This window comes from Enterococcus sp. DIV0236 (genome assembly GCF_050558525.1).
In the GTDB taxonomy this organism is placed as follows: domain Bacteria; phylum Bacillota; class Bacilli; order Lactobacillales; family Enterococcaceae; genus Enterococcus; species Enterococcus faecalis.
The window spans coordinates 1,625,837-1,646,749 of the sequence record NZ_CP187891.1 but is presented as its reverse complement, the minus strand read 5'-3'; the positions used below and the strand labels follow the sequence as shown (position 1 = coordinate 1,646,749).

Here is a 20,913-nt window from a genome sequence, read left to right as displayed (position 1 = left end):
AAGGGCTTGAAACGGAAAATTATTTTCGAAACACAACGACTTATTGTCAGAGAATGGCAGTCGGAAGATGAAGTGGAATTGAAAAAATTTTTGCAAGATGAAAATGTGATGTATGCCTATGAACACGCTTTTTCTGATGAAGAGGTTGCAAACTGGCTAAAGTGGAACTTACAGTCCTATCAAGAATACGGCTACGGCTTATGGGCGTTAGAGAAGAAACGAACAGGCGAAGTCATCGGCGAGTGTGGTCTCACCAATCAATTAGTAAAAGGTAAGAGCTATACAGAAATTGGTTATCATTTATGTGTGAAAGAATGGCACAAAGGGTATGCGATTGAAGCTGCCGCAGCGACAAAACAGTACGCATTCGATGTATTAAATTTTCCAGAAGTTATTTCAACGATTCGTGATACGAACTTAGCCTCTATGAATGTCGCTATTCGAAACCAGATGCTTGTTAGGGATCGATACATTAAAACATATTGTGGCAAAACGATGCCTCACTATGTTTTCTCTGTTAAAAATCAAAAGAATGAAGACTGAAAAAGTGCCACTTGTCAGATGGAATAGAAAAAGTGTAAAATGGAGTGAAAGAGAAAAGGGAAAAGAGGGATGGTTATGAGACCAAATTTAGGATTTTACGTTCAAACAATTAATGATATCGTTAAAACAACAGAAGATATTGGCGAAGTCATGAATCCATATTACGAAGAAGTTCGTCAAGCGATCGATAAGAATAAAGTGAATGATTTAACAGCCGAACGAATTGCAGAAATTCAAGCAAAATTTAAAGAAGGTACTGAAAAATATGAATTAATGCTCAAAAAAGTCGGAACATTAAAACCAACACCACAAGTACTTGGCATTCACAAAAAATTTCAACATGCTTATACAGAATATGTAGCAGGATGCAATGAAATGATTTTAGCAACAGATCCAGAAACAGGCATTGATGCAGATTTATTTAATGCTTCAGAGGAAAAGCAGGATCAAGCAACGGATGAATTAACCTTTGCCATTACGCGGATGAGCAACATTCTTTTGAAAAAATAAAAAACTAATAAAAATAACTAACGAATTTAATATTTTTTTCATGTCTTTTTTATGGACAAAAGAGAAAGTGTATTGTATTATTAATTCATACCAACAACAACCTTTTTATTTTTCATTTTACTCTTATTGAGTAAATACTCCTTTTCCATCGGCAAAACTGCCGGTGGTTTTTTTTGTTATTTTTTTTATTTAATAATAAAACAACCTTTGATTTTATTAAAATCAAAGGTTGTTTTAGCTCGTTAATTTTCAACATTTCGCACATAATCATCAAAGTATTGAATTAACTCTTTCTTGATTTGTTGATAATCTGCTTCAGAATAGTTCTTTTCTTCTAGCGTACCATTAAAAAATGGCAAATTTAGTTCTTCTTTTAAACGTTTAATCACTTCTTCTTGCTTCATAAGGACCCCTTCTCAACGAATTGTTCTCTTCTATTATAGAACATTGTAGTCATCCGTCAATTGTTCAAAGGCAATTTTCATTTCCTCTAGACGTTCATTCAATTGATGGGTTTCATCTTCTTCATTGAAAAAATGTTGTTTTAATTCAAAATAAAAATTTTCGAAGGCTTGGAAAAAAGGCTCAGACTTGTTGTTTTCAAGAGCAGGAACACTTGTGTAGAGAACACGAGCGCTATGGTAGTAAGTGAAAACCTCGTTAATATTTAATAAAATACGCGCTTCTTCTGGGCGTGGTCGACTTGTAACTAAGTCATGTAAAGATAAACTTTTTGTATGGGTTTCAGATAAATAAAATAAAAATAGTTCCAATTGCTCTTTCGTTGCAGACATGAAAACTCCTCCTCTAACAGTAGTAACATTTATTATAAATGAAAATGAAAGTGCTTGAAAAGCAATGCGCTCAGCAAAAATAATTATTTTAAGGGAAAACTATAGTTGTTGCTTTAGCATTCTTTTTAATCATGATAAACTGAGAGAAGTATAATAGGTCCTGACAGAGGAGGAAACAAATGAAAATTGTGATTATTGGTGCATCATTCGCAGGTATTTCCGCAGCAATTGCTTCAAGGAAAAAATATCCCCAAGCAGAAATTTCTTTAATTGACAAGCAAGCAACAGTGGGGTATTTATCTGGTGGCTTAAGTGCGTATTTTAATCATACCATCAATGAATTACACGAAGCACGTTACATAACGGAAGAGGAATTACGTCGTCAAAAGATTCAGTTGCTTTTAAATAGAGAAGTCGTGGCAATGGATGTTGAGAACCAATTGATTGCTTGGGCACAAAAGGAAGAGCAACAGTGGTATTCTTATGATAAATTGATTCTAGCGACAGGCGCAAGCCAGTTTTCCACGCAAATTCGTGGTAGTCAAACAGAAAAACTACTCAAATATAAATTTTTATCAGGTGCTTTAGCGGCTGTTCCATTACTGGAAAAGAGCCAGACAGTAGCCGTCATTGGTGCAGGACCCATTGGAATGGAAGCTATTGATTTTCTTGTGAAAATGAAGAAAACGGTCCATGTCTTTGAAAGCTTGGAAAATCTATTGCCTAAATATTTTGATAAAGAAATGGTCGCAGAAGTTCAAAAATCTTTGGAAAAACAAGCAGTAATTTTCCATTTTGAAGAAACGGTCCTAGGAATTGAAGAAACAGCAAATGGTATTGTTCTTGAAACAAGTGAACAGAAAATTTCTTGTGACAGTGGGATTTTTGCTTTAAACTTACATCCTCAATTAGCCTATTTGGATAAAAAAATTCAACGAAATCTGGATCAGACAATCGCGGTGGATGCTTATTTACAAACTTCAGTGCCAAATGTTTTTGCCATCGGAGATTGCATTTCAGTTATGAATGAACCAGTCGCGGAAACTTTTTATGCTCCGTTAGTGAACAATGCGGTACGAACTGGCTTAGTAGTCGCCAACAATTTAGAAGAAAAAACACACCGATTCATTGGCTCTTTGCGAACAATGGGAACAAAAGTGGGGGACTATTACCTTGCTAGTACAGGTCTAACCGAAACGGAAGGTTTATTTTTTCCGCAAACACTTGCTTCCGTAATTGTTAGACAGCCAGCGCCGCCTCTACAACATGGGACAGAAATTTTAGGCAAATTAATCTATGATAAAGTGACGCAACGGGTCCTTGGGGCACAGCTTTGTTCAAAAAACAATTGTTTAGAAAAAATAAATACGTTAGCATTAAGTATCCAAACAGGTCAGACACTGACAGACCTATTACAAAAAGATTATTTTTATCAACCTTCCTTAACCAATATTTATGATATTACAAATTTGATGGGTGCTTCGGCTTATTGGAGAGAGAACGATGAAAGTTGAGACGTTATTGGAAAAGAAAGCGATGCGACAATTATTAACGGTGCAACAAACCATCTTAGCAGGCGGTACCTGCTCAGTCTCTGATTTAACAACATTTTTAGCAGTCACAAAAGCCTCCTTTGAAAAAGACTTAGAGGATTTACATTATTTTTTGAAACCTTTTGGACAGGACTGTCAGCTTACTTATGATGGCCAGCAGCTATCAATCACCTTATCGGATTTTTTTTCGTTGAATCATTTAATTGAAGCATTTGTAAAAGAGTCTCTTAAATTTCAACTTTTAGATTATTTATATCGTAATAAAGAGTTTTCTATTGTTCAATTAACGACTAAATTTATGATTAGTGAGTCTTCTTTATTTCGAAAGATTAAGGAACTCAATCAATTGTTAGCCGCCTTTGATTTGCAAATAAAAAATGGACAACTACAGGGAGAAGAATTGCAGATTCGTTACTTTTACTTTCAGTTGTATTGGTATATTACTCCCTATGAAACACACCAGAAAAAAACGATGTCCCCGTTAAATAAACGGATAATTGAAGGGATTGAGACTGGCTTAGGTTTTACTTTTAATGAACATAATGCGTTAAAAGTTAGCCTTTGGTTGAGTATTACGAAAAAGCGCCTAGCGGTCACTTCAAAAAAATATCAACAATTGAGAAAGAAAATGATTGATTTTAAAGAAGATCCGTTATTTAAGCAAGTTCGACAATTGTTTTTCCGTTTTTCTAGTCGCTATTCATTAGAATTAGACGAAGGAGAAAGCATGATTCATTTTGTTTTTCTAATCACAATGTCGGTCTTACCAGAATCAGCTTTTGATGAATATTCCTTAATTCGGGGACGTCGTTCCGCTGTTTCTTTAGCTGATACGTTTATCTTGGAAAATGTGGTCTTGTATTATCGGCCCCATAAATTTGAACCTACTCTTGAGAAAACCATGGCTTACTATTTTTCACAAATTCATGGAAAACTGTATTTTTTTAAAGGAGAATTGGAAGTTTTTGATCGGGCCCATATCTGGGAAAAAGAACAGCAATTATCTAGTCGGGAATTAGCTTCTTTTTCAACAACGTTATTAGAAAAAGCTTTAGCTTGTTTTGATGAAACGTATCAACCAGGAGATAGTTTGCATGAACTTTCTCTGGTCAAATATTTAAGCGTGTTGGCATTAATTGAATTTAAAATGATTGGTGAAATAAAAATTGGAATTCATTTAGCAATGGATGCTCTTTATCAAGCGGCGTTAACACAAGTATTAATGCTTAGTCTTAAAAATATGAATGGCACGCTGGTGGAGAGGTATCAGCCTGAACAAACATATGATTTAATTGTGACCAATTATCAGCAAACGAGCTATCAAGGAACACCGGAAGTCTATGTTTTGTCAGAATTAAGTTCGACCTATGATGTGCAACAATTAAAAAAGAAAATACGTACCTTGCGGGAGAAATAAACAAAAGGTTGGTGTGACAGAAATTATCTGATCCTCGCACCAGCCTTTTTACAATTAAAAGTCGAAAATTAGGCTTTTTTAAACAAAAATGTTTCTTTTTATTGAAAAATTAGAGATAATAAAAGTATTATTGAAAGCGTTGTCTTTGTTGGTTTTAGTAGAAATCCTTTCAATTTTTTTTAAATAAAAAAAGTTTTTGACATGTTTAGTTATTCTTTTATTTGTAAGATAGGGACATAAAGAAAACGATTTCAAAAACGTTTAGGAGGAATTATCATGGCAGAAGAAAAATACATTATGGCGATTGATCAAGGAACGACTAGTTCTCGTGCAATTATTTTTGATAAAAAAGGAAACAAAATTGGTAGTTCACAAAAGGAATTTACTCAATATTTTCCTAATGCAGGCTGGGTGGAACATAATGCCAATGAAATTTGGAATTCTGTTCAATCCGTTATTGCAGGTTCTTTAATTGAGTCAGGAGTGAAACCTACAGATATTGCCGGAATTGGGATTACAAACCAACGGGAAACAACCGTTGTTTGGGACAAAGCAACTGGGTTACCCATTTATAACGCAATTGTTTGGCAATCACGCCAAACGACACCTATTGCTGATCAACTAAAAGAAGATGGCTACAGCGAAATGATTCATGAAAAAACTGGGTTAATCATTGATGCTTATTTCTCAGCAACGAAGGTTCGTTGGATCTTAGATCACGTAGAAGGTGCGCAAGAACGTGCAGAAAATGGAGAATTGATGTTTGGGACAATTGACACTTGGCTCGTTTGGAAATTAACGGGAGATACTCATGTCACTGATTATTCAAATGCAAGTCGGACGATGTTGTTTAATATCCATGATTTAGATTGGGATCAAGAAATTTTGGATATTTTAAATATCCCACGAGTGATGTTACCGAAAGTGGTTTCGAACTCTGAAGTGTATGGACTAACAAAAAATTACCATTTTTACGGAAGTGAAGTACCTATCGCTGGGATGGCTGGTGACCAACAAGCCGCTTTATTTGGTCAAATGGCCTTTGAACCTGGGATGGTTAAAAATACCTATGGAACAGGCTCATTTATTGTCATGAACACTGGCGAAGAACCTCAACTTTCTAAAAATAATCTGCTTACCACTATTGGCTATGGCATTAACGGCAAAGTATATTATGCCTTGGAAGGAAGTATCTTCGTGGCTGGTTCAGCGATTCAATGGTTACGAGATGGCTTAAAAATGTTGCAAACGGCTGCTGAATCTGAAGCAGTAGCCAAAGCGTCAACAGGGCACAATGAAGTTTATGTGGTTCCGGCATTCACTGGTTTGGGCGCACCATATTGGGATTCACAAGCGCGTGGGGCTGTCTTTGGATTAACACGCGGTACCACGAGAGAAGATTTTGTCAAAGCGACACTTCAAGCAGTTGCGTATCAAGTTCGTGACATTATTGACACGATGAAAGAAGATACAGGCATAGATATTCCCGTCTTAAAAGTAGACGGTGGAGCAGCAAACAATGATTTCTTGATGCAATTCCAAGCAGATATTTTAAACACTGCTGTTCAAAGAGCCCATAACTTAGAAACAACGGCCTTAGGCGCAGCTTTCTTGGCGGGCTTAGCGGTTGGCTTCTGGAAAGACTTAGAAGAAATCAAAGCATTCCAAGAAGAAGGACAACAATTTGAACCAATTATGGCGGAAGAAGAACGAGAAGATTTATATGAAGGTTGGCAACAAGCAGTAGCAGCTACCCAACAATTCAAACGTAAAAATAAGTAAATGGAAAAGGGGAATTTTCTATGACTTTCTCAATAGAAACACGCCGACAATCAATCGACGCTTTAAAAACACAACACTTAGATGTCTTAATTATTGGTGGTGGCATTACTGGCGCAGGCGTTGCCCTGCAAGCCAGTGCCGCTAAAATGAAGACAGGGTTAATTGAAATGCAGGATTTCGCAGAGGGCACCTCTTCACGATCAACCAAATTAGTTCATGGTGGTATCCGCTATTTGAAAACGTTTGACGTGGAGGTGGTGGCAGATACAGTGAAAGAACGAGCCGTCGTTCAATCCATTGCGCCACACATCCCTAAAGCGGATCCCATGTTATTGCCGATTTATGATGAGCCAAATGCAACATTTAATCTATTTTCTGTCAAAATAGCAATGGATTTATATGATCAGTTAGCTGATGTAACAGGTACCAAGTACGCCAACTATCTGTTGACAAAAGACGAGGTTTTGGCACGTGAGCCACAACTAAAAAGTGAAGGTCTACAAGGTGGCGGTGTTTATTTAGATTACCGAAATAATGATGCTCGTTTAGTTATTGAAAATATTAAACAAGCAGTAGCTGACGGGGCACATGCTGTGAGTCGGGTTCAAGCGGTGGGCTTTTTATACAATGATGAAGGTAAAATTACTGGCATTCAAGCAAAGGACCTACTAACTGATGAACAGTTTGAGATTCACGCAGATGTTTTAATTAATACTACTGGTCCTTGGTCAGATAAATTAAGAGGCTTAGCCAAAAACGATTCATTTACACCACAAATGCGTCCAACCAAAGGGGTTCATTTAGTTGTCGACAAAAGCCGTTTAAATGTTCCTCAACCAACGTATTTTGATACAGGTAAACAAGATGGCCGCATGGTCTTCGTTGTTCCAAGAGAAGAAAAAACATATTTTGGGACGACGGATACAGATTACCATGGAGACTTTCAACATCCAACAGTAGAACAAAGTGATGTGGATTACCTATTGGAAGTAGTCAATAATCGTTATCCAGAGGTGCAATTAACAATTGATGATATCGAAGCCAGCTGGGCTGGCTTACGACCTTTAATTTCTGCTAACGGTGGCTCAGATTATAATGGGGGAAACAATGGCAAACTTTCAGATAAAAGTATTGATGAAGTCATTGATGTCGTTGACAGATACCAAAAAAATCAAACAGATAAACGAGAAATTGAAGAAGTCCTAAACCATCTGGAAGACAGTTTGGTGGAAAATAAAGTCAATCCTTCAGCTGTCTCTCGAGGCAGCTCATTGGAAAGATCAGCGGATGGCTTGCTCACTTTGGCTGGTGGGAAATTAACAGATTATCGTAAAATGGCAGAAGGTGCGATGAAAATGATTCAAACCATCTTAGCAGAAGAATACCAGAAAGAATTCACCTTAATTGATTCTAAAAACTATCCAGTTTCAGGCGGGAAATTGAACCCTGCAACGGTAGACGAAGAATTAGAAGCGTTGGCAAAACATGGCGTGTCTAAAGGGTTAAGTGAAAAGGATGCACTATACTTAGCTCATTTATATGGCTCCAACGTATCAACTGTTTTTGAAATGATTGATGATGCCAAAGTAATTCCTGGTTTAACCTTAACAGAAACTGTCTCTTTAAACTATGCGATGGAAGAAGAAATGGCTTTAACACCCGTCGACTTTTTATTGCGACGGACCAACCACTTATTATTTATGCGTGATCGTTTGGACCAAGTGAAAGCGGGAGTCATTGAAGAAATGGCACAGCATTATCAGTGGACAGCGGAAGAAAGAGCACGACACATTGAAACATTAGAAAAAGTAATTGAAGAATCAGATTTAAAAAATTTGAAAGTAGGGTGAAGAAAAAATGGGAACTTCGATGATGACACAATTATTCGGTGAATTTTTCGGAACGATGATTTTAGTTTTACTAGGGGATGGCGTCTGTGCCGCAGTTAACTTGAAGAAAAGCAAAGCCTTTGCTTCTGGTTGGGTCGTTATTGCTTTAGGTTGGGGCGCTGCTGTTACATTAGCTGTTTACATGTCTGGGTATATGAGTCCAGCGCATTTAAATCCTGCTGTAACAGTTGCGATGGCAATTACTGGAAACTTTGAATGGGGCATGGTTTTACCTTATATCGTAGCTCAAGTCCTAGGCGGTTTTATTGGTGGTTTAGTTGTCTGGTTAGCTTATTTACCCCATTGGAACATTACAGAAGACAAAGGTGCTATTTTAGGAACCTTCGCCACTGGTCCAGCTGTCCGTAACTATCCAGCCAATGTTTTAACAGAAATTATCGGCACATTTGTCTTGGTTTTTGGCTTACTAGCCTTTTCTCAAAACGACTTAGCGGCTGGCATTAACCCAATGCTTGTTGGGATTTTGGTCTTAGGACTAGGTCTATCATTAGGCGGACCTACAGGTTATGCAATTAACCCTGCACGTGATTTAGGACCTCGTTTAGCGCACCAAATTATTCCTGTGAAAACAAAAGGTGATTCTGATTGGGCTTATTCTTGGGTGCCAATTGTGGGACCTATCTTAGGTGCTTCATTAGCTGCAGTAATTTATTTATTCACTATTTAATAAAATGAAATGTAAATAGTTGTTTTAGACAATAAAAAACGCTTGTGAGAAGTAATCAATTCTTGCAAGTGTTTTTTGCTACATATTAAACCAAAAAAGATTTCCTTAGACATTTAGACAATTTGTCCAAATGCGGAACAGAACAATTTTCCTATATGATACAATAAAAGTGCACAAGTAATTGGGGGAGTAACATTTCATACTTATTTGTCAATTTTAAGCTGGACAGTGTGTTATTCAGTAATATATACTAATTTAAAAAGGAGTGCATGATTTGAATGGGATAATGGTTTTGTTAGTGGGGACTGGGTACATTGGTTGGGTTATTTATAGAAATGGTCGTACGTATTTCCGTTATAAAAAAAATCTAAAAAAATATCAAACGACGCACCATCTAACGGACAGTGACCTAGAGATGTACCAAAGAATTATGGACGAATTAAAAAAACAAATTATTTATTTAAACGAACTAACGAATAAGTCACGAAATTTAAAAAAAATTGAACAAGTAGAACTGGGTGTTGCTTCCGCTAAGGGCATCTTTAAACACTTAGTGAAGTATCCTGAAGCAATTACTCATTTTAGTGATTTTTTATATCATAAGGTACCAGAGATTTTACGAGCATCAGAACGGTTTTTAAGCATTAAAGAAGATAAATTGTCAACAGAAGAAATAACACTTGCAACCAATGGTATCTTAGGTACCATAAGAGTGTTGTCGGAAAGTATCACAGATGATTACGAAAAATTAGTCTCCGAAGCATCTGAGGAAATTTCCTTATCAAAAAAATTAGTGGAGAGAAAAAATGGCTAAACAAAAGAATTTTTATGATACATATGATGCGCTTTTTCAAAAGCCAAAATGGTCGTTTTTTCCTGTCACAAGAACAGACACAGCAAAGCAACTTCCTAACTCCAATAAAAAAGTGGTAAAACCACAGACGAAAAAAAAGAAAAAACAAAAAAAGAACAAAAAAATTATTTGGATAGGCATTGCTGTAGCAATTGGCTTTATAGTATATATTGATCTTGCGGAGAAAGATGATTATTGGGATTACTCCGCTTCATCAGAAGATGTTTATCCTTTAAAAGAAGCTGGACTTACCACAACTGGACCTGTTGATTTAGAAAAACCACTAAAAGTCACAATAGAAGAAAATAAACTTTTATTTAATCAAGGCTATCAAATAGAAATTATCGGCGATGCCGATATTGAAACCAGTGGCGGAAAGAACTTTTTAATTTTACCTTCTACAGAGGAGTATCCAGATACAAAATATCTAGGCAATATCAGTTTTTATGAAAAAAGAGACTATTATACATCGGCAGGTATGTACCTTTCTGGCAATCTTGTCAACAGTCTTTCTGATTATTTGGATACAAGTAAAGAGTTTATCAAAGCATACCCAATTAATAAAATTGCTGATGTACAAACCGGCTATATTTTAAAACGGAATCAAGGATATACAGACATCTCAAAATATTATCTCTTTAAAGATGGGACAGGATTTGAATTAGAAGTCTCTGTTGACCAATTGGAAAAGGTCAAAGATCCCAAAGACTATTCTTCTTTTGTAAAAACATACGCAAAAGAAGTCGCTTTTATAGAAAAAAGTTTTAAATTTGAGTCTACTGATGAGGAATCTCGATAGAGAAAATAGTTTTCAGCTTCAAGTAGCGCCTAGTAACATCTTTGTTGAAAAAATGTAAGAGCCTGAGACAAAAAACACTTTGGATTTTTGTCTCAGGCTTAAAAACTGATCAGCGGTGGAAGCGTAGCACTTTAAGGACTGAAGTACGACGTGTACCCACTTACTAGATTGTCTTTGAAGGTAACATAGAAAAGAACAGCAATATACAAGCGACCTACAAACTATTTTCTGTCAGACTAAAACTGGCAGAAGTGGTTTGTAGGTTGCTTGTTTTCATTATGGCTGGTGAGACAAGTTAGCGCTTGTGGTGTTTGTTTTAATATTGCAAATCAAAAATGGCGATACTTATTTTACTGAAAATTAGTTCCCAATCTTCTCGGGTTAATTCTTCTTCTAAAATGTAAATTCGGTCTATTTCTTTTGGTAAATCAAATAAGGGATAGTCAGTAATCACAATATCACAACTAGAAAAATCGGTTCGTTCAAAAATAATATCCTCACTAAATGCTTGCTTGATTTTCATCATAATAAAGCTAGCAATGTAAAAATCGCGAGAATATGCAACACCAATTTTAATTTTTTTGCGGGGACTATAGTGCTTATAAATTCGTAACAACAATTCACATGTCCAAATTGGGTTCTCCTGATCCTTAAATCTTAACTGATAATGGGAATGCGCTGAAAAGTTTCGATAAAAAGCATAAATTTTTTTCTGTAAATCTTTTTGATAAGTACTATTTTTATTGACTAAAAAATCTAGAATTGCGGTATTTGGTTGCTGCGAAATAAATAATTGGTTATAGATAATATTTTTAAATAAAATAAGTAAGAAGTAATGACGATCAAATTCACGCATTTTTGGAATTTGAAAAACTTCGCAAAAATTGGTTAATAAAGAATCAACGTAGAAATATTCTGGGCAAGAAATTTCATTTAGAGCAGCTAGTAGATCTTTGGCTCGTTTTGCAGAATCAAAATTATCAATGGCAATGGGTGCAATGATATCTACAACCCGCTGTTGATCGTCTGAAAAATTTGATTGGGAACAAAAAATAGTTTGTTTTGAGTCTGAGAAAAGCCTTAAATAAGGATGCTCTTCAAATTCTTTTTGGAGATCATCTTCACAAGTATATGGAAAGCGATATTTTGCGATGTGTAAAAGTAAATTTAATTTTAGTAGAGAAGCATGTTCCAAGCGTTCAAGAATTTCTGGTTTAATATGTTGCGTCAGTATATCTTCAAAATAAGTAGAGGTATAACGTGGTAAGGCTAAGGTATTTAAAAAGATGGTCCAGTAGACATCAAGAAAAGCATATAGGACTTGAAATTCAGAACCTGTAATCACTTTACTCGCGGAGGGGGAAAAATGGACGGAAATTCCATACAAACCAAATAGTTTATTAATGTTATTTAACCGTTTGTAAATGTAAGATGAGCTAAAATTAGTTTCTTGACTCACTTTCCAGACAGAATTGTTTTCTTTTTTGATAATTGCTTGAAAAAGAATGAAGTCAGTAGAATGGACACAGTAATAATTAAATAATAAAAAATAGTGGGAAAGAAAATCATTGGAAGTCGTATGTAATGAAATTTTTCCGTGATGGATCTGAATCTCTAAGGTATTTTCAGGAAGGGTTGCTAAGTCTTCTTGAATTTCACGAAGATAAATTGATAAATTTTTAGTAGAAAGATCGAATTTTCGGGCAACACTAGATAAATCAAGGTTCGTTTGTTTTGCTAAGTATAAAAAGACAGCCAATTTTTTTTGTGTTTTCTTTGAAAGTAAAAATGTTTTTATGGCATCTTGTGTTTTGATGAGACTCACTCCTTAGTAATAACTTCTCTTTTATTATAATAGTTCGCCTAATAAATTGTAATAAAAAAGAACAATTCTCATTGGTTTATGAGAAAATAACAAGATATTCAGCAGGAAAACACCTGTGTCAGTCGACACAGGTGTTACGATGAGCAAAAAGAGCGGGTTCTTTTTTTATCAAATAATTTTCCAAAGTGACGTGATCAACTAAAGAATCAATCACCCCTTCTTTAGAAACTGAAAATCCTGCAGCCTGAATGGCTATTTGAATGGCTGCTTCAGTCGGATAACCTTTCGAAAGATAGGAGGCGAGCGCGCTGATAAAGCTGTCACTGGCACCAGTACTATCCACAGCTATATTTTCTGTTGCAGGGAAATAGCGGCACACTTGGGGTGTTTTTAATAACACGCCTTTTTTTCCTAAAGTAACAATGACATTTTTTACGCCCATTTCTAAGAAGTACGCCGCTTTCTCTTCTAATGTACCAGTATCTGGTTGAAGTTCCAATAATTCATCTTCATTGGGAATGAAAAAATCAACCTTTTCTAGTATATTCACTGGAATATGATGAATAGCAGCTGGTTTTAAAATAATCGGTACGCCTGAATGTTGGGCAATTTCACAAGCTTTCTCTACAGCAGACAAAGGAATTTCTGTTTGAATGAGACAAAAACTGGCATCCATAAATAGGTGTTTTTGCTGTGCGATTTTTTTAGGCGTAAGCGCTGTGTTTGCACCAGGTAAGATTGAAATCATGGAGTCGCCGCTTGTCTCAACATAAATATAAGCTTGACCAGTCTCAGTATCTTGAATACGTGTGATACCATCTGTCGTAACGTGGTATTTTTCTAATTCTTTATATAAGTAATTCGCATCTGTGTCTGAGCCTAAACAACCAATTAAGGTGGCCTGATGGCCCAGTTTGGTTAAGCCAACAGCTTGATTTAATCCTTTTCCGCCGGGAAATTTAGCATAGCTAGACAAAAAATTTGTTTTGCCGTTATGTGGTAAATTTGTTGAATACAGATAATTATCAACGTTTAAACTACCCACTACAATCATTTTGCTATGTGGATTAACACTAGACATGCCTAATGTATTTTTGTGATCTAGCACCAATTTTTCAGCCTCATTAATCAAGGCTGTTTTTTCTTTGCGTTTGTTAAGCAATAATAAGGCTAACTGGCTGCCAAACGTCTCTGTATCTAATAAGACGGAAGAAATATGATCAGGTAAAAATGAACGATCAATTTTTCGCTTAATTGCGAGTAAAGAGTAATTATCGGGGGTTCGCAAACCGCTCTGCTTTAAAAGCTGTTCCAAAAAAACAGCCTGGGTATAGTCATCAGTAAGGATACCCGTAATCCCATCTGTGATAAGCTGATTACTGAAATCAGCAGGGATAGTAGTTAAAATATTTTCTTTACTAAAGGGTAAATTGACATCAAATAAGGCTTTTTTATAGCCTGCAATAATTGCTTCTTTATATTTTGGGTTAGTGACGAAATAACTAATTTTTTTATGGTTATTCTGTAATAATTCTCGGGTTAAAACATAACTAGCTTCTTCATAAAGCCTCGCTAGAGAAGGCAATTCGTTAGTTGAGTGATTGACGAAATAGTAAGGAATCGTTAATTCTTCTATAAATTTCGCGTATTGTTTACTGTTTTCATTGATTGGGTCCCAAATAATGCCACTGGCTTGTTTTAAAGTTGGCGAGGTAATATTTTTCAGTTCTTGTTCTAAACTACCGTGACTATTTAAAATCAAGCAGTTATAGCCATTTTCTTGAGCTTTATCAATAAAGCTCGTAACCCAAGCTTCAAAAGTTTCATGGCTATTTAATAATAACACGAAGGTTTTTGTAGTACTATTTGTGACGAGATTTGCTGAGTAAGGTGTGTAGTTGTAATCTCGAACGATTTTTAAGACACGCTCACGGGTTTCTTTACTAATAGTTTGATCTTTATTATTTATAATTTTGGATACAGTTGAAGCGGAAACGCCAGCTAATTTTGCAATATCTTTAATATTCATCATTTTCGTCCTTTCACTGAACTCTTTTTTATAGTAAGCATTCTAAAAGCAGAAAGTCAAGAAAAAGCCTAATTATTTATTATTTAGAAATTCTGCTTGACTTTTAATGAAAGCGCTGTTAATCTCAAATTAAGAAAACGTTTCCGGAAATGTTTTTCCTAAATGTGAATGGAGGAAGAAAAATGGATACAAAGAAAAGACCGATCATTATTGATACGGACCCAGGAATTGATGATGCTGTAGCTTTAGCGATTGCACTGAATCATCCTAACCTAGAAGTTCGCTTAATAACGACGGTTGCAGGGAATGTAGATGTAGAAAAAACAACAAATAATGCCTTGAAACTTGTCGATTTTTTTGGGAAAAAGGTTCCTGTAGCCAAGGGGTGTAATTGTCCGTTACTTATTCAATTGGAAGATTCTGCTGAGATTCATGGGGAGACTGGTATGGATGGCTTTGAGTTTCCGCAACCTATCTCTACGTGTTTAGATATTCATGCAGTGGAAGCTATGCGAAAAGAAATTCTGTCTAGTGATGTTCCTTTGACCATTGTTCCAATTGCTGCATTAACGAATATTGCTTTGTTACTGACCCTCTATCCAGAAGTCAAAGAAAATATTGCAGAAATCGTCATGATGGGTGGCTCATTAGCAAGGGGAAATACAAATACAAGTGCCGAATTTAATACGTATGTCGATCCACACGCTGCACAAATTGTTTTCCAATCAGGTGTCCCGCTAACAATGGTAGGATTAGATGTTACAAGTCAAGCTGTGTTAACGAATCATGAAGTAACAGCCATCAGAGCGCTTGGTAGAGTTGGGGAAATGTTTTATGGTCTTTTCCGTCATTATAGAGGCGGCAGTCTAACTACAGGTTTGAAAATGCATGATGTCTGTGCGATTGCCTATTTAACTTCACCAGAATTATTTGAGACAACTGAAACGTTCATTGAAGTTGCTTTGGAAGGTCCAGCTGCGGGAGCTACTGTTGCGGATTTAAAAATGAAGTATCATAAAAACACGAATGCCGTTGCCTGTATAGATGTAAACGTTGAAGCTTTTCAAAAATGGGTTGTCGAAAAAATGAAAGCGGTTAATTAACTGAAGGAGGATAAGTATGATTGAAAGTTTATTGGTATTGGTCGTTTTAGTTGTTGTAGCCTATTTGATTGTAAAAAATTATCATCCCGCACTCAGCTTAATTATTGGTGCGCTTGTTCTACTTGCATGTGCATGGATGTTAGGACATCCCATTTATCCTGCAGGAGAAGGAACCGGTTTTGGATTATTTGATATTTTCTTGAAGTTTAAAGATACAATTATTGCACAAGTGAGTTCAGCAGGAATTGTAATTATGATTCTTTTTGGTTATTCAGGCTATATGAATGCAATCGGGGCCAATCAGATGGCTGTCAACTTTTTGGTGAAACCATTAATGAAGATTAAACGTAAATCGTTATTTGTCCCTGTGGTCTTTTTAATTGGAAATTTAATGTCACTGGTAGTTCCTAGTGCATCAAGCTTAGCGATTATTTTAATGTCTATATTATATCCGATGCTAGCCAGCATGGGGATTTCATCATTAACTGCTGCAGGTGTGATTGCAATGACGGCAACTATCATGCCAACACCTTTAGGCGCGGATAACGTAATCGCCGCAAATACCCTTGGTTATGATGTGTTAAATTATGTTGTATGGAATGCCAAAATTTCGCTGCCATCGTTATTAATCATTGCGGTTGCACAGTACTTCTGGCAAAAATACTGCGATAAAAAAGAAGGTGAGGCTGCCTATGTTTCATTAAATGAAGAGGGCTTAAGCAAACAAAAAGAATTTGATGTTCCTAAATTTTATGCAATATTGCCAATATTACCGCTATTATTAATTGTTGGAGTGGGAATCGCAGGAATGTTTATTAAAGGAATAACGATGGATATTTTTGTTCTTACATTTATTTCTTTCTTCATTGCTGTATTGGTTGAGACGCTTCGCTTGAAATCTTTTAAAAAGGTTCAAGATACGGCTGTCGAGATGTTTAAAGGAATGGGGCAAGGGTTTAGTCAAGTTGTGATGCTTGTCGTAGGCGGTTCATTGTTCACGTCTGCGATTCAAACGTTAGGAATTATTGATAGTATTATGGCATCTGTCGAAGCATCAAGTTCAGCAGGAATTGTCACGACCTTAATTTTCAGCGGTGCAACGACCCTTTTTGGAATTTTAAGCGGTGGTGGACTGGCAATGTTTTATGCGGTTATCGAACTAATCCCTGGGATTGCCGAAAAAGCTGGGATTGATGGTATTTTAATTTCCTTGCCAATGCAGATGATTGCGAATTTAACTAGAACGATTTCTCCTGTAGCAGCAGTTGTCATGATTGTCGCATCAACAGTAGGAGTTAGTCCCATCAGAATTTTAAAACGGACGAGTGTACCGACCATCATTGGCATTATTAGTGTGATTGTCTTGTCGATTCTATTGTTACCTTATTAAGAGAATAAACAATGAAAATTAGAGTGGCTGATGAGAAAGAGTTACCGATGATTCTTCAATTTTTAACAGAAGTAAAGGCATATATGGATGTTGTGGGCATTACACAGTGGACAAAGGACTATCCTTCTCAAGGAGATATCCAAGAAGACATTACAAAAAAACGATTATATTTGCTAGTGCACGAAGAAATGATTTTTTCAATGGCAACGTTATGTATGGAGCAGGAACAAGACTTTGTTTGGTTAAAGCGCTTTGCAACTTCGCCTAATTATATTGCCAAGGGTTATGGCAGTTTGTTGTTCCATGAATTGGAGAAACGAGCAGTCTGGGAAGGAAGACGTAAAATGTATGCTCAGACTAATCATACAAACCATAGAATGATTCGATTTTTCGAAAGTAAAGGGTTCACAAAAATTCATGAATCTTTACAAATGAATCGCTTAGACTTTGGCTCTTTTTATTTATACGTTAAAGAATTGGAGAACTAATCCATCGTTTAAAATAAGAAAACAGGAGTCAGATGCAAACATTAATTAGCATCTGACTCCTGTTATTTTCCAAGGAAATAGTCAACTTAATTATACAAATAAAACACAAACACATTCGGGAACGGCAACATCTTTTTGAATCATTTCTAATAAGCCTGTTTCTTGGTTCCGACGATAAAGTGTTAAGTTATCAGAGTCTTGATTAGCGACAACGATGAAATCTTCAGAAGGATCTAAATCAAAATCTCTCGGAATATCGCCTTCTGTTGAAATTAATTGAATTCGTTCAATCGCTTCGCCATTTTCTGAAACAGCATAGACAGCAATTGAGTTATGGCCACGGTTTGAAGCATAAAGGAAACGGCCATCAGAAGAAATACGAATCGCAGCACCACCATTAAACGCATCATAATCAGCAGGTAAAGTAGAAACTTTTTGTAATTCAGTGAAAGAACCATCTGTTTCATCATATGAAAGAACTGAAACAGTGCTATCTAATTCACCAAATAAATAAGCCAATGATTTTGTTGGGTGGAACACTAAATGACGTGGACCAGTCCCTGGCTCAGTCACGAATTGAGCGATTTCAGAAAGCTTTCCATCTAAGCTAACATTATACGTATACACACGATCGGTTCCTAGATCACAGACGACTAAGCGTTGATCAGGCGTCAAATCTGTGTAATGAACATGGGCATTGTTTTGGTTTTCATGAGGACCAGTTGGCTCTGTATGAATCACTTTGTCAGCATCTTCCAAAGAACCATCTTCTAAGATACGATACACGTGAACGATACCTTGGTGATAATTTGCTGCATAGACAAGTTGTCGGTTTTCGTCAACAGCTACATAACATGGCGGCGCACCTTCCTCAGTTACTTTATTCAATAAGTTAAAATGGTCCATTTCTGGTTGATAAGCGGCAGTGCCACCTTCACCGTCAACACTAGTGACGCTAAAAAGTTCGCCCTTTTGACTCAGAGCAAGATAGGTAGGACTCGTTTCTTCTAACAAAAGTGTCGCTTCTGTTAAACGACCTTGTGTCGTATCTAATGCAATTTTATAAATGCCTTGGCTGGCTCTTCGAGTATAGGTACCTAGTAAAATTTGTTCTAACATCACAATTCCTCCAATTTGTTTCAACACAATCACTTTTTATGAAAGTGCTTTTATATAATGTAGTATACCATAAGAAGTCTAAGAACAATAAAACTTTCTATCTGAGATGTTCGCATTTTAAAGTGGTTTGTGCTATTATGATGAGAGACTGTGATGACAGTCATTTTTTGATTTTTAGAGGGGTGACGAACATGTACGACAATACGGATAATAACGGGACCGTTCGTTGTTCATTTTGTGGGAAAACACAAGAAGAAGTAAAAAAAATTGTTGCTGGTCCGGGTGTCTATATTTGTAATGAATGTATTGATCTATGTAAAGAGATTATTGATGAAGAATTTTATGATGAAGCAGTCCGAGAATTAACGGATGTGCCAAAACCCCAAGAAATTTTAAATGTTTTAAATGAATATGTTATTGGACAAGAACGTGCAAAACGCACACTTTCTGTTGCTGTTTACAATCACTATAAACGTGTGAATCAATCAGAAACAGCTGCAACTCAAGATGACGTTGAATTGCAAAAAAGTAACATTTGTTTAATTGGACCAACAGGTTCAGGTAAAACTTTCTTGGCTCAAACGTTAGCAAAAACATTAAATGTACCTTTTGCAATCGCTGATGCGACCAGTTTAACAGAAGCAGGTTATGTAGGGGAAGATGTTGAAAACATCCTTTTAAAATTACTACAATCTGCTGACTATAATGTTGAACGCGCGGAAAAGGGCATTATCTATATTGATGAGATTGATAAAATTGCCCGTAAGAGTGAAAATGTTTCGATTACTCGAGATGTTTCAGGTGAGGGTGTTCAACAAGCCTTACTAAAAATTCTTGAAGGAACAGTTGCAAGTGTACCACCACAAGGGGGCCGCAAACATCCACATCAAGAATTTATCCAAATTGACACAACGAATGTTCTCTTCATCGTTGGTGGAGCATTTGATGGAATTGAAACCATTGTTAAAAACCGCTTAGGCGAAAAAACTATTGGTTTTGGTAAAACTAATTCTGCTTTAAATGAAGAAGAAAGCATCATGCAACATATTATTCCAGAAGATTTATTGAAATTTGGTTTAATTCCAGAATTTATTGGACGCTTACCTGTAATGGCTGCGCTTGATAAATTAACGAATGATGATTTGGTTCGAATTTTAACAGAACCGAAGAATGCCTTGGTGAAACAATATCAAAAATTATTGTCTCTTGATGACACTAAATTAGAATTTGAACCAGAAGCATTAAAAGCCATCGCAGCCAAAGCCATTGAACGTAATACTGGCGCACGGGGACTTCGTTCAATCATTGAAGAAATTATGATGGACGTAATGTTTGATGTTCCTTCAGATGAAAGCATTGAAAAAGTTATCATTACTAAAATGGCCGCTGAAGGTACCGGTAAACCAACAATTATTTATAACAAAAAAGATAAAGAAGCTGTATAAGATTGAAGCTGAAAACAGCTCTTTCGGCGGATCTCCGAAAGAGCTGTTTTTGTTAAGCTTTTGAATGAAAGACTGAATAGAAGAACGGAGGAAAACAATGAACGTACATAATGCAGAAATCGTGATTAGTGCGGTATCCCCTAAACAATATCCTGAATCTCAATTACCGGAGATTGCTTTAGCTGGACGTTCGAACGTTGGGAAATCATCTTTTATTAATACCTTGATTAATCGTAAAAATTTAGCAAGAACTTCAGGCAAACCTGGTAAAACGCAAACGCTAAACTTTTATTTAATTGAGGATGCCTTACACTTTGTGGATGTTCCTGGCTATGGTTATGCCAAAGTTTCTAAAACAGAACGTGCGAAGTGGGGAAAAATGATTGAAACGTATATCACGCAACGTGAGCAGTTACGTGCAGTCGTTTCTTTAATTGATTTACGTCATCCGCCGACCCAAGATGATATCCAAATGTATGAATTTTTGAAATACTATGATTTGCCAGTTATTATTGTAGCAACTAAGGCAGACAAAATTCCGCGGGGCAAATGGAACAAACACGAGAGTGTCATCAAAAAAGCCTTGAATTTTGATAAACAAGATGACTTTATTATTTTCTCTTCTGAAACAAAAGAAGGAAAAGAAGCAGCTTGGACAGCAATTGAAAAATTTCTATAGAAAAAAA

At 36.1% G+C, this 20,913-nt stretch carries 19 protein-coding genes; 14 read left to right on the top strand and 5 right to left on the bottom strand.

Annotation, left to right across the window (positions count from 1 at the left end):
• Positions 1-6: 6 nt before the first annotated feature.
• Together IGK27_RS08060 and IGK27_RS08055 are read left to right on the top strand one after the other, a co-directional pair.
• Positions 7-543, top strand: a complete 537-nt coding sequence (locus IGK27_RS08060; RefSeq protein WP_033626479.1) for a GNAT family N-acetyltransferase — start codon at positions 7-9, stop codon at positions 541-543.
• 69 nt (positions 544-612) lie between these two features.
• A complete protein-coding gene (locus IGK27_RS08055; RefSeq protein WP_002385841.1) occupies positions 613-1,053 on the top strand; it encodes a hypothetical protein in 441 nt (146 codons plus the stop codon).
• Between the two features lie 242 nt (positions 1,054-1,295).
• Here IGK27_RS08055 and IGK27_RS08050 read toward each other — a convergent pair whose 3' ends face one another.
• The gene (locus tag IGK27_RS08050; RefSeq protein ID WP_033626478.1) at positions 1,296-1,457 is read right to left on the bottom strand and encodes a hypothetical protein; all 162 of its coding nucleotides are present in this window, start codon (positions 1,455-1,457) and stop codon (positions 1,296-1,298) included.
• A gap of 33 nt (positions 1,458-1,490) precedes the next feature.
• A complete protein-coding gene (locus tag IGK27_RS08045) occupies positions 1,491-1,847 on the bottom strand; it encodes a hypothetical protein (protein WP_002365807.1) in 357 nt (118 codons plus the stop codon).
• A 179-nt stretch (positions 1,848-2,026) separates the two neighbouring features.
• On the opposite strand from IGK27_RS08045, the gene IGK27_RS08040 reads away from it, so the two are divergent.
• The 7 genes from IGK27_RS08040 to IGK27_RS08010 all read left to right on the top strand — a co-directional run bounded on the left by IGK27_RS08040 (position 2,027) and on the right by IGK27_RS08010 (position 10,828).
• A complete protein-coding gene (locus IGK27_RS08040; protein WP_033626477.1) occupies positions 2,027-3,361 on the top strand; it encodes an FAD-dependent oxidoreductase in 1,335 nt (444 codons plus the stop codon).
• Entirely contained in the window at positions 3,351-4,817 is a 1,467-nt protein-coding gene (locus IGK27_RS08035) for a helix-turn-helix domain-containing protein (protein ID WP_033626476.1), read from the top strand. The genes IGK27_RS08040 and IGK27_RS08035 overlap by 11 nt, the downstream gene beginning before the upstream one ends.
• A 276-nt stretch (positions 4,818-5,093) precedes the next feature.
• A complete protein-coding gene (gene glpK / locus IGK27_RS08030; RefSeq protein ID WP_002362033.1) occupies positions 5,094-6,599 on the top strand; it encodes a glycerol kinase GlpK in 1,506 nt (501 codons plus the stop codon).
• Positions 6,600-6,619: 20 nt separating this feature from the next.
• A complete protein-coding gene (gene glpO, locus IGK27_RS08025; protein ID WP_267589399.1) occupies positions 6,620-8,449 on the top strand; it encodes a type 1 glycerol-3-phosphate oxidase in 1,830 nt (609 codons plus the stop codon).
• A gap of 7 nt (positions 8,450-8,456) precedes the next feature.
• The gene (locus IGK27_RS08020; RefSeq protein ID WP_002357140.1) at positions 8,457-9,176 is read left to right on the top strand and encodes an MIP/aquaporin family protein; all 720 of its coding nucleotides are present in this window, start codon (positions 8,457-8,459) and stop codon (positions 9,174-9,176) included.
• Positions 9,177-9,462: 286 nt separating this feature from the next.
• Positions 9,463-9,990, top strand: coding sequence for a 5-bromo-4-chloroindolyl phosphate hydrolysis family protein (locus IGK27_RS08015; RefSeq protein WP_002403131.1), 528 nt, complete (start codon positions 9,463-9,465; stop codon positions 9,988-9,990).
• Positions 9,983-10,828 (top strand): hypothetical protein, encoded by an 846-nt coding sequence (locus tag IGK27_RS08010; protein ID WP_033626474.1) that lies wholly within the window; start codon positions 9,983-9,985, stop codon positions 10,826-10,828. Before IGK27_RS08015 ends, IGK27_RS08010 begins: the two co-directional genes overlap by 8 nt.
• Before the next feature lie 316 nt (positions 10,829-11,144).
• Here the strand turns inward: IGK27_RS08010 and IGK27_RS08005 are convergent, their stop codons facing one another.
• Both IGK27_RS08005 and IGK27_RS08000 read right to left on the bottom strand, forming a co-directional pair.
• Positions 11,145-12,653, bottom strand: coding sequence for a helix-turn-helix domain-containing protein (locus IGK27_RS08005; protein WP_033626473.1), 1,509 nt, complete (start codon positions 12,651-12,653; stop codon positions 11,145-11,147).
• A gap of 118 nt (positions 12,654-12,771) precedes the next feature.
• A complete protein-coding gene (locus tag IGK27_RS08000) occupies positions 12,772-14,685 on the bottom strand; it encodes a PfkB family carbohydrate kinase (protein WP_033626472.1) in 1,914 nt (637 codons plus the stop codon).
• 146 nt (positions 14,686-14,831) lie between these two features.
• Between IGK27_RS08000 and rihC the strand changes: the two genes are divergently transcribed.
• Genes rihC through IGK27_RS07985 form a run of 3 tightly spaced genes read left to right on the top strand, consistent with a single transcriptional unit; the run spans position 14,832 to position 17,663 of the window.
• Positions 14,832-15,785, top strand: coding sequence for a ribonucleoside hydrolase RihC (gene rihC, locus IGK27_RS07995; RefSeq protein WP_002383111.1), 954 nt, complete (start codon positions 14,832-14,834; stop codon positions 15,783-15,785).
• A gap of 16 nt (positions 15,786-15,801) precedes the next feature.
• Positions 15,802-17,175 (top strand): C4-dicarboxylate transporter DcuC, encoded by a 1,374-nt coding sequence (gene dcuC / locus IGK27_RS07990; RefSeq protein ID WP_002360057.1) that lies wholly within the window; start codon positions 15,802-15,804, stop codon positions 17,173-17,175.
• Between the two features lie 11 nt (positions 17,176-17,186).
• The gene (locus IGK27_RS07985) at positions 17,187-17,663 is read left to right on the top strand and encodes a GNAT family N-acetyltransferase (RefSeq protein WP_002360059.1); all 477 of its coding nucleotides are present in this window, start codon (positions 17,187-17,189) and stop codon (positions 17,661-17,663) included.
• A 90-nt stretch (positions 17,664-17,753) separates the two neighbouring features.
• Here the strand turns inward: IGK27_RS07985 and IGK27_RS07980 are convergent, their stop codons facing one another.
• Positions 17,754-18,782, bottom strand: coding sequence for a lactonase family protein (locus IGK27_RS07980; RefSeq protein WP_002357153.1), 1,029 nt, complete (start codon positions 18,780-18,782; stop codon positions 17,754-17,756).
• 191 nt (positions 18,783-18,973) lie between these two features.
• Here IGK27_RS07980 and clpX point away from each other — a divergent pair, with 191 nt between their 5' ends.
• Complete coding sequence (clpX, locus tag IGK27_RS07975) at positions 18,974-20,227, top strand: ATP-dependent Clp protease ATP-binding subunit ClpX (RefSeq protein ID WP_002357154.1); 1,254 nt, start codon at positions 18,974-18,976, stop codon at positions 20,225-20,227.
• A 97-nt stretch (positions 20,228-20,324) separates the two neighbouring features.
• Complete coding sequence (gene yihA, locus IGK27_RS07970; protein WP_002357155.1) at positions 20,325-20,906, top strand: ribosome biogenesis GTP-binding protein YihA/YsxC; 582 nt, start codon at positions 20,325-20,327, stop codon at positions 20,904-20,906.
• Positions 20,907-20,913 lie beyond the last annotated feature (7 nt).

What these genes read in the sequence shown, in the direction of transcription:
- glpO (WP_267589399.1), top strand. Translation starts at nt 6,620, where the DNA reads ATGACTTTCTCAATAGAAACACGCCGACAATCAATCGACGCTTTAAAA.
- IGK27_RS08040 (WP_033626477.1), top strand. Translation starts at nt 2,027, where the DNA reads ATGAAAATTGTGATTATTGGTGCATCATTCGCAGGTATTTCCGCAGCA.
- IGK27_RS08050 (WP_033626478.1), bottom strand. Translation starts at nt 1,457, where the DNA reads ATGAAGCAAGAAGAAGTGATTAAACGTTTAAAAGAAGAACTAAATTTG.
- dcuC (WP_002360057.1), top strand. Translation starts at nt 15,802, where the DNA reads ATGATTGAAAGTTTATTGGTATTGGTCGTTTTAGTTGTTGTAGCCTAT.
- yihA (WP_002357155.1), top strand. Translation starts at nt 20,325, where the DNA reads ATGAACGTACATAATGCAGAAATCGTGATTAGTGCGGTATCCCCTAAA.
- clpX (WP_002357154.1), top strand. Translation starts at nt 18,974, where the DNA reads ATGTACGACAATACGGATAATAACGGGACCGTTCGTTGTTCATTTTGT.
- IGK27_RS08035 (WP_033626476.1), top strand. Translation starts at nt 3,351, where the DNA reads ATGAAAGTTGAGACGTTATTGGAAAAGAAAGCGATGCGACAATTATTA.
- IGK27_RS08000 (WP_033626472.1), bottom strand. Translation starts at nt 14,685, where the DNA reads ATGATGAATATTAAAGATATTGCAAAATTAGCTGGCGTTTCCGCTTCA.
- IGK27_RS08020 (WP_002357140.1), top strand. Translation starts at nt 8,457, where the DNA reads ATGGGAACTTCGATGATGACACAATTATTCGGTGAATTTTTCGGAACG.
- IGK27_RS07980 (WP_002357153.1), bottom strand. Translation starts at nt 18,782, where the DNA reads ATGTTAGAACAAATTTTACTAGGTACCTATACTCGAAGAGCCAGCCAA.
- IGK27_RS07985 (WP_002360059.1), top strand. Translation starts at nt 17,187, where the DNA reads ATGAAAATTAGAGTGGCTGATGAGAAAGAGTTACCGATGATTCTTCAA.
- IGK27_RS08010 (WP_033626474.1), top strand. Translation starts at nt 9,983, where the DNA reads ATGGCTAAACAAAAGAATTTTTATGATACATATGATGCGCTTTTTCAA.
- glpK (WP_002362033.1), top strand. Translation starts at nt 5,094, where the DNA reads ATGGCAGAAGAAAAATACATTATGGCGATTGATCAAGGAACGACTAGT.
- IGK27_RS08055 (WP_002385841.1), top strand. Translation starts at nt 613, where the DNA reads ATGGTTATGAGACCAAATTTAGGATTTTACGTTCAAACAATTAATGAT.
- IGK27_RS08015 (WP_002403131.1), top strand. Translation starts at nt 9,463, where the DNA reads ATGGTTTTGTTAGTGGGGACTGGGTACATTGGTTGGGTTATTTATAGA.
- IGK27_RS08045 (WP_002365807.1), bottom strand. Translation starts at nt 1,847, where the DNA reads ATGTCTGCAACGAAAGAGCAATTGGAACTATTTTTATTTTATTTATCT.
- rihC (WP_002383111.1), top strand. Translation starts at nt 14,832, where the DNA reads ATGTTTTTCCTAAATGTGAATGGAGGAAGAAAAATGGATACAAAGAAA.